A 12,143-nucleotide genomic window follows, 5' to 3' on the forward strand; every position below is an offset into this window, starting at 1 on the left:
TTTAAAAATAATTTTTTATTTATAGGTTATAGGAGTTGAAAAAAGACATTAGTGGGGTATACTAATAGAGAAAGGGTAAATATAGTGGAGGGGAGTATATGGAAAAGAATGAAAAATACAGATTAGGATTAGACATAGGAATAGCATCTGTGGGATGGGGAATAGTAAATGAAAATAATGACATTGTAGATGCTGGAGTTAGATTATTTCCTGAAGCAAGTGGTGATAATTTAAGCAGAAGAACACGCAGAGGAGCCAGAAGACTTTTAAGAAGAAGAAACCATAGATTGGAAAGATTAAAGGAATTGCTTGTGAAATACAGGATTATTCCAGATTTAGAATACGATTTTTATAATTGTGTAACAACTCCATATCATTTAAGAGCAAAAGGACTTTCTGATAAACTTAGCGATGATGAATTGGCAATTGCTCTTTTTCATTTGATAAAAAGAAGAGGGATACAGAATTTTTCTTTGGATTCAAAGTCAGATAAAGAAGAGAAGTCAACAAAAGATATTTTGTCAGAAAATAAAAAAGAGCTTGCTGGAAGGTACCCTTGTGAATTACAATTGGAAAGATTGAAATTAACAGGTTCTTTGAGAGGTATAGAGAATATTTTTAAAACTGATGATTATAAAGAGGAAGCACAAGCTATTTTAAAAAAACAAAAAGAATTTAATAAAAAAATAGATGGTAGATTTATAGATGAATATCTTGATATTTTGACAGGAAGAAGAACCTATTATGAAGGTCCTGGAGAAGGTAGCATATATGGTTGGGAAGATGAAGATGAATGGATGAATAAACTTGTAGGAAATTGTACTTATTTTCCAGAAGAACTTAGAATGGTAAAACATTCGCCAACTGCTGAGTATTTTAATCTGCTTAATGATTTGAATAATTTACGTATAAAAAGAGAAGGAAATCAGAGATTAACTCGAGATGAAAAAGAGAAAATTATAAAACTTTTCAAAAAAAATAAAACTGTAAGCTTGAAAAAGATAGGAGCAACATTGGATAAAGTAGCTGAAAGTGATATTACAGGGTATAGAATTGATAGTAAAGATAATCCAGAATTTACCAAACTTGAAACATATATAGATCTGTCAAAATTGGTGGGAAAAGAAGATGTTGATTTATTAGATGAAATAGGAAGAATAGCTACTTATTATCAGGATGTGGAGACACGTAAAAAATATTATGAAAAGTTATTTAGTAAAAATAATATAAATTTAGACAATGAAAGTTTTGAAAAACTTTTAGCAATTAAGTATTCTGGGACTCATTCACTATCTAAAAAAGCAATGATGGAGATTATGGAAGATTTATTGGATAGTAGTAAGAATCAAATGGAATTGTTTACAGAGAGAGGGCTGGTTCCATATAAGATGAACTTTAAGGGGATGAAGAGCATACCAAAAGTATACTTAGATGAATGGATTTTGAGTCCAGTTGTAAAAAGATCTTTAGGTCAATGTATAAATGTTGTAAATGCAATTATAAAAAAATATGGTATGCCAGAAGAGATAGTAATTGAAATGGCAAGAGATAAAAATTCTGATGAACAAAAAAGAAGAATCGAAGATATGCAGAAAAATAATAGAAAATTTAATGAAAAAATATTAAAACTTTTGGGAGATCAGAAGCTGGATAGACGTTATTTTAACATGTTGAGGTATTGGGATCAACAAGATGGACAGTGTATCTATTCAGGAGAAAAAATTTCCATTCAAGATATTATAAATAATCCACAAGCCTATGAAGTTGATCATATTATTCCACGTTCTATTTCCTTTGATGATAGTCAGAACAACAAGGTATTTGTAAAGAGAAGTGAAAATCAGAAAAAAGGACAGAGAACACCATATAGCTATTTTAAATCAGGAATGGCTGAAGAAAATTATGAAGATTTTAAGAAACGTGTATTGGACATGTATAAAAATAAACGTATTTCATTGCAAAAGAGGGATAATTTATTATTTGAGGGAGAGCTTGGGAAACATACAGCTGACTTTATAGCTAGAAATCTTGTAGATACGAGATATGCAACAAGAGAATTTGCAAATCTGTTAAAGAGATTTTTTAAAGATAATAATCATAAGGTCAAAATTAAAGCTATAAGAGGCAGTTTTACAAGTCAGATAAGAAAGCAGTGGTCTTTAACTAAAATGAGAGATATTTCTCATGTACATCATGCACAAGATGCTCTAATTATATTAGTAGCTGAAAAAATACTGAATGAATTAAAATGGGTGAAACAATACAATGAAAATATTAAATATCATATTAGTACTGGGGAAATAATAGATGACGAGAAGTTTAAAGAACTGTTTAATTATGAATACGGGAAAAAAATAGCCCAATATAATGGATATAAATTTTCGCACTTTATAGATAAGAAACCAAATAGACAATTTTCAGATGAAACCCTCTACAGTACGAGAAAATATAATCTGAATGGTAAAGAAGTAGAATATATAATAGGTAAAATTTCGAATATTTATGATGAAAAGAATAAGGATATTGATAAATTTTTTGGCAAGAAAGAAAAACAACAACAGCTTTTGGTATATCATAACGATCCGAAGACTTTTGAAAAATTACTTTCTATATATAATGAATACAAAGGAAAAAAAGGAGTAAAAAATCCATTTTATGAACACTTTAAAGAATATGGATATATAACAAAATACTCTTCTAAAAATAATGGACCAATTATTAAAACTCTTAAGTATCGAGTAAAACAAGTTGGTGAATGTATTGACTTAACTCATAAGTATGAAACAACTAATAAAAGAGTGGTTCTACTTACGGTAAAGCCGTATAGAATGGATATGTACTATAACGGTGAACAATATAAATTTATCACTATAAAATATGTAATGCTAAAGGATAAAGGCAAATATTATGAGATGGATATGAATATTTATAATAGATTGAAAGAAAAGAAAGGAATAACTGATGATTATAAGTTTCAATTTTCTCTTTTTAAGGGTGATTTTTTAGAAATTATAGATAAAGATGGAAAATGTGAAAAAAATAAATTCAAAGGTGTACTTGATGATGATGGTAACACAATAGAAGTAGACTTTATTGATAAAAATTATGCTGTACATATGGCAAAATTACAGGAGTTGGACAAAGTAATGAAACAAAATCCTGAATTTAAGATCAATGAATCTATGTCTTTATTATTTGGTAAGGAATTATCTGAAAAGGAAAGCCGTGAGCTTTTAAAACAGCATGTTAAAGTTTCAAAGCAAAAGAGAATAACAATTGGTAAAAAAATTAAAAAAATAACTAAAATCAATACAGATGTTTTAGGTAATGAGTATATTGGGGAGGAAAAGTGCAATTTAATTATTGCTAAATAGTTGAAAAGATAAAAATAAAATGGTATAATAATGATGACAAGGGACGCTTTGTCATCATACTCAAGTATTACAAGACCTACTAAAATAAGGTCTTGTACCGGAATCACCCCCAGTAATGGGGGTTTTTCTTTTTTTGAAGGTTTTATGAGTTGGAGAACAATATATATTTCGGAATGTGAGAGAATATCGCTTTATCTTGATAGTCTTCTTATAATAAAAGATGAAGAAGAATATAAGATTCCTCTGAGTGATATAGGAACTATAGTTATAGAGGATAATAAAACTGTAATAACTGTAAAATTAATGAATAAAATACTAGAATATGATATTTTATTAGTTTATTGTGATGATTGCTATAATCCAAGTGGAATTCTATTTCCTTTGGGAGGACATTTTAGGCAAACTAAACATGTATTAAATCAGATAAAATGGGATGAAGATGTAAAAAAATACCTCTGGAAAGAGATTGTTCAAGTAAAGCTTGAAAATCAGGCAGAGATATTGGCAAAATTATCAAAAGATAAAAAAGTAATAGAAAAGATATTGACATACAGTCAAGAAGTAGGGTTGGGAGACATTACAAATAGAGAAGGCTTAGGGGCAAAGATTTATTTCAGAGAATTATTTGGAAATAGTTTTATAAGGAAAAAAAATAATGGAGATGTAATAAATAGTGGACTGAACTATGGATATACTATATTGAATAGTAAGATATCAAGAATTATATCGGCTAAAGGGATGCTTACTTATTTAGGAATACATCATAAGGGAGAATATAATCACCTTAATTTATCGTGTGATATTCTTGAGGTGTATCGACCTTTAGTAGATTATTTTGTATATAAATATATGCAAAATGCAAAATATTTTTCAAAGGAAGACAGAATAGAGTTAATTAATCTTCTAAATGCCAGAATACAATATAATAATTGTATGGAAACAGTTGCAAATTCAATGGAAAAATATATAGATTTTATATATCGTTTTTTTGAAACTGGCATGCTTGAAGATAAGAAGATACCAAGATTAAAAAGAATCGAATTTTATGAGTTATAAATATATGAGACTTATAATAATGTTTGATCTTCCTATGGAAAATAATACTGAAAAAAGGGAATACAGAGAGTTTAGAAACTTTCTTATAAAAAATGGATTCCTAATGCTTCAATATTCAATATATGTAAGACTGTGTACTAATCAGACCATGGCAGATAATTATATAAAAAAGATAGAGGGATCTCTTCCAAGTGATGGTGCTATTCGTGGGCTTATTATAACAGAAAAGCAGTACAAAAAAATGAAAATATTTCTAGGTCAGAAAAGTAAAAATGAGAGTATTATAACTGATAAAAAAATGATTATATTTTAGGAGGTTATATGCTTGAAATTGAAAATTTTAGAAGTATCAATAAGATACTTTTAAAAAATAGAAATTATAATATTTTAACTGGAGATAATGAAGTACTACTTGTTGATATATGTGAAGCTTTGGATACATACTATAATAAAAAGAGAAAAAGTAAAGTTGATAAAGAATTAAATGATAATAATCTCATGATTTATAATTACTTTTCAAAAGAGAAAGAAAAAATATCCTCACGTTGTGTCATATATGTTGGTAGAGAAAATCTGGAAGAGGAGTTACAGCTTGGAAGTAAGACTTTGCTGAATAGTGTTTTTAATAAACTTTTGAAGATAATTTTAGTTACTGAGCCATTATTGATAACAGCTAATTCATTGCTTAAGGAACTTAATCTGAGTGAGGCTGTTTCTGAATTGAATGAAAATATTTCTAAATATAGTGATGTGAAATTTGAGATTTCAATGAAAGAACTAACAGCAAGTGATATTATAAAAAAGATGGAAATTAATCCAATGTATCAAAATGAATATTTATACATAAAATCTATGGGAGAATTTGAAAAATTAAAGCTTCAGACTGGAATAGTAGAACAAAGTATAGATACATTTGGGAAAAATAAAATTTATATTTTTGTATTTCCAGAAAATAAAATTGCTTTAAAGGATATGCCAAAATTGCGAAATTTTTTGTTTGAATTGTCTAAAGAGAATAAAGTAATAGTGGCAACTTTTTCTAAATATCTTTTTGATTTTTCAACTTTGGATAATATTAATATTTATATTAATTCAAAATTAGCAAATTCTTTTACAGAAGATGAGATAATAAACGAAATTTATGAAAATTATCCGGTATTGAAGTCAAAAAATGAAATAAATGCTCTTCTATCTTTTGTATTAAAAAATTATTTATCTGATGTTTTACTTGGAAACATAATTACTAATAAATTTTTCTGTGAATTAGATAATGTTTTTATTGAAAATTATGAATTTATCTTCTTGCTCCTTTATTATTTAAAAAAGATAAGATTGAGTTATAAACTTAACTTGAACTATGATCCGACCTCTCCATTTTCGAACTATATAGAAGAAAAACTTTTAACATAATGTGATATATGTTAGAATAGATTTGAGGTTTTAGTACCTTGTAATATTTGAGTATGGTAAAACAATTTCAGCAATCGTAAACAGGAGAATATGGTTTTAGTACCTTGTAATATTTGAGTATGGTAAAACGTGCAGCTGATATTCTTGCAGCACTATCCAGTTTTAGTACCTTGTAATATTTGAGTATGGTAAAACTCTTCCCATGCCTAGGTGGCATATTTATAAGTTTTAGTACCTTGTAATATTTGAGTATGGTAAAACATTTTTAAATATTGTATTGTCTTTTATAAGTTTTAGTACCTTGTAATATTTGAGTATGGTAAAACATGGGACTAGAAGGGCTATTTGATAAGGTTGTTTTAGTACCTTGTAATATTTGAGTATGGTAAAACCTTAGGAATAGCGGAGACAGAAGAAGAGATGTTTTAGTACCTTGTAATATTTGAGTATGGTAAAACTTACAAGAAAAGAAATTGATAGTTAAGGTTGTTTTAGTACCTTGTAATATTTGAGTATGGTAAAACTGCAAGAGATAAGACCTAATCATTATAAGTGTTTTAGTACCTTGTAATATTTGAGTATGGTAAAACTGGTATCAAAGGGTTGTTGTAAACGGAGAGGTTTTAGTACCTTGTAATATTTGAGTATGGTAAAACGATGTTACAACTAGAAACCCTATGAAAGGCGTTTTAGTACCTTGTAATATTTGAGTATGGTAAAACTATAGATGATATTCCAAAAGTAAATAAAGGTTTTAGTACCTTGTAATATTTGAGTATGGTAAAACTAAAAAAAGAAAGTCTTTCGTCTGCCGTTGTTTTAGTACCTTGTAATATTTGAGTATGGTAAAACATTTGCATCCAAATATGAAAAGAGTTCGTTGTTTTAGTACCTTGTAATATTTGAGTATGGTAAAACTGGTAAATATAAAGGAAGAAAACCTATTACGTTTTAGTACCTTGTAATATTTGAGTATGGTAAAACATTGAACAATATTTTGAGATTAAATTCAATGTTTTAGTACCTTGTAATATTTGAGTATGGTAAAACTGACACTGGGATAGAATTCCCACAGATGTAGTTTTAGTACCTTGTAATATTTGAGTATGGTAAAACTTTTGCCCAAATAAACTACTATTATCACCAGTTTTAGTACCTTGTAATATTTGAGTATGGTAAAACAAGAAGCTCTCTAAAAACCACATATCAAATGTTTTAGTACCTTGTAATATTTGAGTATGGTAAAACGCAAAAGTTGTTTTTCCTGTCGAAGTACCTGTTTTAGTACCTTGTAATATTTGAGTATGGTAAAACAAAGGTGATAAAGTTTCCATAGCTTCAGCAGTTTTAGTACCTTGTAATATTTGAGTATGGTAAAACTAAATTAACTTCTTTAAACTGTTCTTCCCGTTTTAGTACCTTGTAATATTTGAGTATGGTAAAACAAACTAGTTAGATTATCAATAGAAAGTTATGTTTTAGTACCTTGTAATATTTGAGTATGGTAAAACAACATTCCTTGGCTCTAAGTTTGTTGGTAGGTTTTAGTACCTTGTAATATTTGAGTATGGTAAAACGGCTTCTTGAATTATGGCAACAATCAGCTAGTTTTAGTACCTTGTAATATTTGAGTATGGTAAAACGTTGTAATCTTAATTGACTTATTACCAACTGTTTTAGTACCTTGTAATATTTGAGTATGGTAAAACCGTTCCTAGGTATTATGGAATATGAGAGAAGTTTTAGTACCTTGTAATATTTGAGTATGGTAAAACAACTCAACTGATATTCATCCACATGTTTATGTTTTAGTACCTTGTAATATTTGAGTATGGTAAAACGTAATGCATCTGGATTACGAGGGCTAATAGGTTTTAGTACCTTGTAATATTTGAGTATGGTAAAACTTGCTTCAGGGCTCACTATTACATCCTCTAGTTTTAGTACCTTGTAATATTTGAGTATGGTAAAACGAAGATGGAACAAATGAACTTGTCGGAGTTGTTTTAGTACCTTGTAATATTTGAGTATGGTAAAACTAATAATTTTATGCAACTATATAACCACCTGTTTTAGTACCTTGTGATATTTGAGTATGGTAAACCCAAGGAAAAAAGGTTCAGAACTAAGCGTCTGAACCTTTTGTTATTTTTCAACTATTAAAGAATAATCTTCTGGAGTATCTATATCTAAGAACTCCTGAGAATATGGAAAATCAACAAGAGAAACAAGTGGAGTATTTCTAATTATATTTTTTCCACCATGGTCACCTTGAAGAGCAAGAAGCTCTTCTTTTTTACTATATGGAAAGAATACAGGTGAATATCTATCTCCATTACTTGTTGGAACAGTTATATATCCATATTTTTCAAAGTTATAATAGAGTTTTGAAATAGTATCTGGTGTCAAAAAGACCTGGTCACCAGTAAAAAATACAAAACCTTTTCCTGAAGAGTTTTGAACTCCTAATTTAATACTTTCACTCTGTCCTAAATTTGCTTTGGTGTTGTGAAGATACTTACAATTATATTTTTTACAAATATTTTCAGTCCAGCTGTCCCTTCCACATACCAGTATTTCAAAAAAGTTGGCGAAATTAAGTTTATCCAATACATTTTCCAAAAGAGAAACACCATTGTATTTAAGCTTTAATTTATCCTGCCCCATTCTTCTTGAAAATCCTGAAGCCATAACAATAGCAGATACTGGGACATATTGATATATCTTATTTTCAATTATACTTCCAAGTACAAATTCAGCCGGGTAATTGATTTTTTTCAGTTCATTGCAGGTAGAAATAGCTAGGGAAAATCTCTCAATACTGTTTTCACCATCAATTCCATTAAAGAAAAGATATCTATCATTAGCAGTGGAGTTTTTAAAAAATTTAGCTTTTTTTATATATTCAGTTAAAAAATTTTGTGATACTTTGTGTGATAAATAAGTTGGATAATTTTGAGAAAATAGTTCAAATCTATGAATATTTTCTTTAGAAAGTCCTCTATCTAAAATTTCCATATTGATTACACCAATTATTTTATTTGAAATTGGTGGGATACATGGCTCATTTTCATTCCACTCTTTAAAAATTTTTTCTTTAGCTCCATCTCCCTCAATTAAAATAAAATCATACTGATTTTTGATGTTATATATCTCCTGATAGGAAACTCCAGTGAGCTTATTATCTTCTATTGAATCTCCTAAAACGAAGATATTTTTCCCCTGTCCTACAAAAGTGGAATCTTTTAAAATGAGCTTTTGAAACTGTGTATTTAAAGGTTTATATATTTTGGTAGTAGTTGTAATAAGTACCTTTCCAATTTGAGCTAATTCAGTTGCCAGAGCCATCATGAGAGAGGTTTTACCTCCAGCTCCAGTCAAAGTTATTATGTCTCCTTTTTTTATATGGAAAATCTCATACATAGATATCCCTCCCCTGCTTTTTTATATTCTATACTATAAGGATAAAATAGTCTATAAAAGAAAATAATAAAAAACATTGACAAATGAATTGAAATGAGTTATTATAACCCTAACAAAAAAATACCATCCAGAGAAACTGAGGGACTGGCCCTGAGACGTTTCAGCAACCTGCCAAGTGGTGTGGTGCTAATTCCAGACAGATGGACGTGAATAATTCTGTTGATTATCTCTATTACATCTGGTAATAGAGATTTTTTTATACAAAAATTTTGGGGAGGCATAAGATGATACAGATAAGAAAAGTAAACAAGGTATATCCTAATGGATATCATGCAGTGAAGGATGTATCCCTTACAATTGAAAAAGGTGATATTTTTGGGATTATTGGTCTTAGTGGAGCAGGAAAATCTTCACTTATAAGGCTGATAAATAGGCTTGAAGAACCTACAAGTGGGGAGATTGTAATAGATGGTGTAGAGATTACATCATTGGGAAAGAGTGAACTTTTAGAGAGAAGAAAAAAGATGGGAATGATATTTCAGCATTTTAATCTTTTATCTTCAAGAACTGTTGGAGAAAATGTAGCATTTTCACTTGAGATTGCAGGTTGGAAGAAAAAAGATATTGGGAGCAGAGTTAAGGAACTTTTAAAAGTTGTAGAACTTGAGGAGAAAATAGATTTTTACCCATCTCAGCTTTCAGGAGGTCAGAAACAAAGGGTAGCAATAGCTAGAGCCCTTGCAAATAATCCTGATATTTTACTTTCAGATGAAGCTACTTCAGCTCTTGACCCTAAAACAACTAAATCTATCTTGGACCTTATTAAGAACATTCAGAAAAAATTTGGCCTTACAGTGATAATGATAACCCATCAGATGGAGGTTATTAGAGATATCTGTAATAAAGTGGCAGTGATGTCTGACGGGAAAGTAGTAGAGATGGGAGGAGTTCACCATATATTTGCAGAGCCTAAAAGTGAGATAACAAAAGAACTTATCTCATATCTTCCAGGTACTTGTGAAAATAAGGTAAAGCTTATGAAACACAAGGATAAAAGCATAATCAGACTTAAATTTTTAGGAGATATTGCCAATGACCCTATTATTTCAAAAGCAGCTAGAACTTTTGATATAGATTTCAGTATTATTGGAGGTTCTATAGATAATCTTTCCACTATGAAAGTTGGACATCTATTTGTAGAGATTTCAGGAGATATGGACAAGCAAAAACAGGCTGTGGAATGGTTTAAAGAAGAGGCAGGAGTTATTACAGAGGTGATTTACAATGGTATTTAGTATGATATGGGAATCTACACTTGAAACTTTATACATGGTATTTTTTTCAACGCTTTTTTCTTTCTTAATTGGATTTCCAGTAGGGATATTGCTGGTTATTACAAAAGAGGGAGGAATCTTAGAAAGACCTAAACTGAATAAAATTCTTGAGTTTGTAATAAACACCTTAAGGTCTTTTCCATTTATCATTTTGATGATTCTGGTATTTCCACTTTCAAGACTTATAGTTGGAACAACAATAGGTAGTACAGCGGCAATAGTGCCACTTTCAATATCAGCAGCACCTTTTGTAGCAAGAATGGTAGAGGGAGCTTTAAATGAGGTTGATAAAGGGCTTATAGAGGCAAGTTCAAGTATGGGAGCAGATAATTTTACAATAGTGTTCAAAGTGATGATACCAGAAACAATGCCACATATTATCCACGGACTTACAGTAACTGTAATCTCACTAATTGGATTTTCAGCAATGGCTGGAACAATAGGAGCAGGTGGATTAGGAGATCTGGCAATAAGATTTGGATATCAGAGATTTAAGACAGATATAATGGTGTATTCAGTAATTGTAATTATTATTGTAGTACAGGTTATACAGACACTTGGAAATTATTTAGTAGCAAGAAGCAAAAAGAACAGATAGCAATGATATTAACTATATAAAAAAATTAAAAAGGGAGAGGATAATCATGACAAACAGAGTAAAAGCATTACTATTAGGAGCATTTTTAACACTTGGAGCAGTATCTTTTGGAGGAGAGTTAAGAGTTGGAGCAAGTCCTGTACCTCATGCAGAGATTTTAGGAATTGTAAAGGATGATTTGAAAAAAGAGGGAGTAGATTTAAAAATAGTTGATTTTACAGACTATGTTACACCAAACCTTGCACTGGCTGATAAAGAGATAGATGCAAACTATTTCCAACATATTCCATATCTTGAAAAATTTGCACAGGAAAGAGGACTAAAACTTGCAAGTGCAGGTAAGATTCATGTTGAACCACTTGGAGTTTTCTCTAAAAAATATACAAAACTTGAGGATATCCCAGAAAAAAGTGTAGTTGCAATACCAAGTGACCCATCAAATGGAGGAAGAGCACTTATTTTACTTCATAATAAGGGAATTATAACATTAAATGACCCAACTAATCTTTATGTTACTGAGTTTGATATTGTAAAAAATCCTAAAAAATTAAAATTTAAACCAATTGAAGCACCACAATTACCAAGAGTTCTTCCAGATGTAGCTGCAGCAGTGGTAAATGGAAACTATGCAATAGAAGCTGGATTTTCACCTGTAAAAGATGCACTTGCTCTTGAAGGAGAAGAGTCACCTTATGCAAATGTAATAGCTGTAAGAGCTGGAGAAGAAAATAGTGAGGATATTGTAAAACTTATAAATGCTTTAAAAAGTGAAAAAGTAAGAAAATTTATAATTGAAAAATACAATGGAGGAGTTGTTCCTGCATTCTAGAAAAAAAAGAGGCTGTTTTGTACTGCACCCAAAATCTTAGACAACTAAGATGGAGGGTGTAGTTTTTTTATATATTAGGAAATTATAATTTGAATAATAAGATAGAAAGTAGCTGAGAA

8 protein-coding genes, 1 CRISPR repeat array and 1 riboswitch are annotated in these 12,143 nt (G+C 29.7%); of the genes, 7 read left to right on the top strand and 1 reads right to left on the bottom strand.

What is annotated here, in order from left to right:
* The first annotated feature begins 98 nt into the window (after positions 1–98).
* The 4 genes from cas9 to IX290_RS09970 all read left to right on the top strand — a co-directional run bounded on the left by cas9 (position 99) and on the right by IX290_RS09970 (position 5,840).
* Positions 99–3,374, top strand: a complete 3,276-nt coding sequence (gene cas9, locus IX290_RS09955; RefSeq protein WP_211493035.1) for a type II CRISPR RNA-guided endonuclease Cas9 — start codon at positions 99–101, stop codon at positions 3,372–3,374.
* Positions 3,375–3,518: 144 nt separating this feature from the next.
* Entirely contained in the window at positions 3,519–4,430 is a 912-nt protein-coding gene (cas1, locus tag IX290_RS09960) for a type II CRISPR-associated endonuclease Cas1 (protein WP_211493036.1), read from the top strand.
* On the top strand, positions 4,420–4,743 hold the full coding sequence (gene cas2 / locus IX290_RS09965) for a CRISPR-associated endonuclease Cas2 (RefSeq protein ID WP_211493037.1): 324 nt from the start codon (positions 4,420–4,422) through the stop codon (positions 4,741–4,743). Before cas1 ends, cas2 begins: the two co-directional genes overlap by 11 nt.
* A gap of 8 nt (positions 4,744–4,751) precedes the next feature.
* Positions 4,752–5,840 carry a hypothetical protein gene (locus tag IX290_RS09970; protein ID WP_211493038.1) on the top strand — a complete coding sequence of 363 codons (1,089 nt, stop codon included), beginning with the start codon at positions 4,752–4,754 and terminating at the stop codon, positions 5,838–5,840.
* Between the two features lie 27 nt (positions 5,841–5,867).
* Positions 5,868–7,945: a CRISPR direct-repeat array (repeat unit 36 nt; unit sequence GTTTTAGTACCTTGTAATATTTGAGTATGGTAAAAC).
* A gap of 40 nt (positions 7,946–7,985) precedes the next feature.
* Here IX290_RS09970 and yqeC read toward each other — a convergent pair.
* Positions 7,986–9,263, bottom strand: a complete 1,278-nt coding sequence (gene yqeC / locus IX290_RS09975; protein WP_211493039.1) for a selenium cofactor biosynthesis protein YqeC — start codon at positions 9,261–9,263, stop codon at positions 7,986–7,988.
* A 120-nt stretch (positions 9,264–9,383) separates the two neighbouring features.
* Positions 9,384–9,470, top strand: a riboswitch (SAM riboswitch).
* Positions 9,471–9,547: 77 nt separating this feature from the next.
* Here yqeC and IX290_RS09980 point away from each other — a divergent pair.
* The 3 genes from IX290_RS09980 to IX290_RS09990 are packed head-to-tail and all read left to right on the top strand — an operon-like array spanning position 9,548 to position 12,024.
* Positions 9,548–10,558, top strand: coding sequence for a methionine ABC transporter ATP-binding protein (locus tag IX290_RS09980; protein WP_211493040.1), 1,011 nt, complete (start codon positions 9,548–9,550; stop codon positions 10,556–10,558).
* A complete protein-coding gene (locus tag IX290_RS09985; RefSeq protein WP_211493041.1) occupies positions 10,548–11,195 on the top strand; it encodes a methionine ABC transporter permease in 648 nt (215 codons plus the stop codon). The genes IX290_RS09980 and IX290_RS09985 overlap by 11 nt, the downstream gene beginning before the upstream one ends.
* Before the next feature lie 46 nt (positions 11,196–11,241).
* Positions 11,242–12,024, top strand: coding sequence for a MetQ/NlpA family ABC transporter substrate-binding protein (locus tag IX290_RS09990; RefSeq protein WP_211493042.1), 783 nt, complete (start codon positions 11,242–11,244; stop codon positions 12,022–12,024).
* The last annotated feature ends 119 nt before the right edge of the window (positions 12,025–12,143 follow it).

The sequence above is a fragment of the Fusobacterium sp. DD2 genome (assembly GCF_018205345.1).
Taxonomy (GTDB): Bacteria; Fusobacteriota; Fusobacteriia; order Fusobacteriales; family Fusobacteriaceae; genus Fusobacterium_A.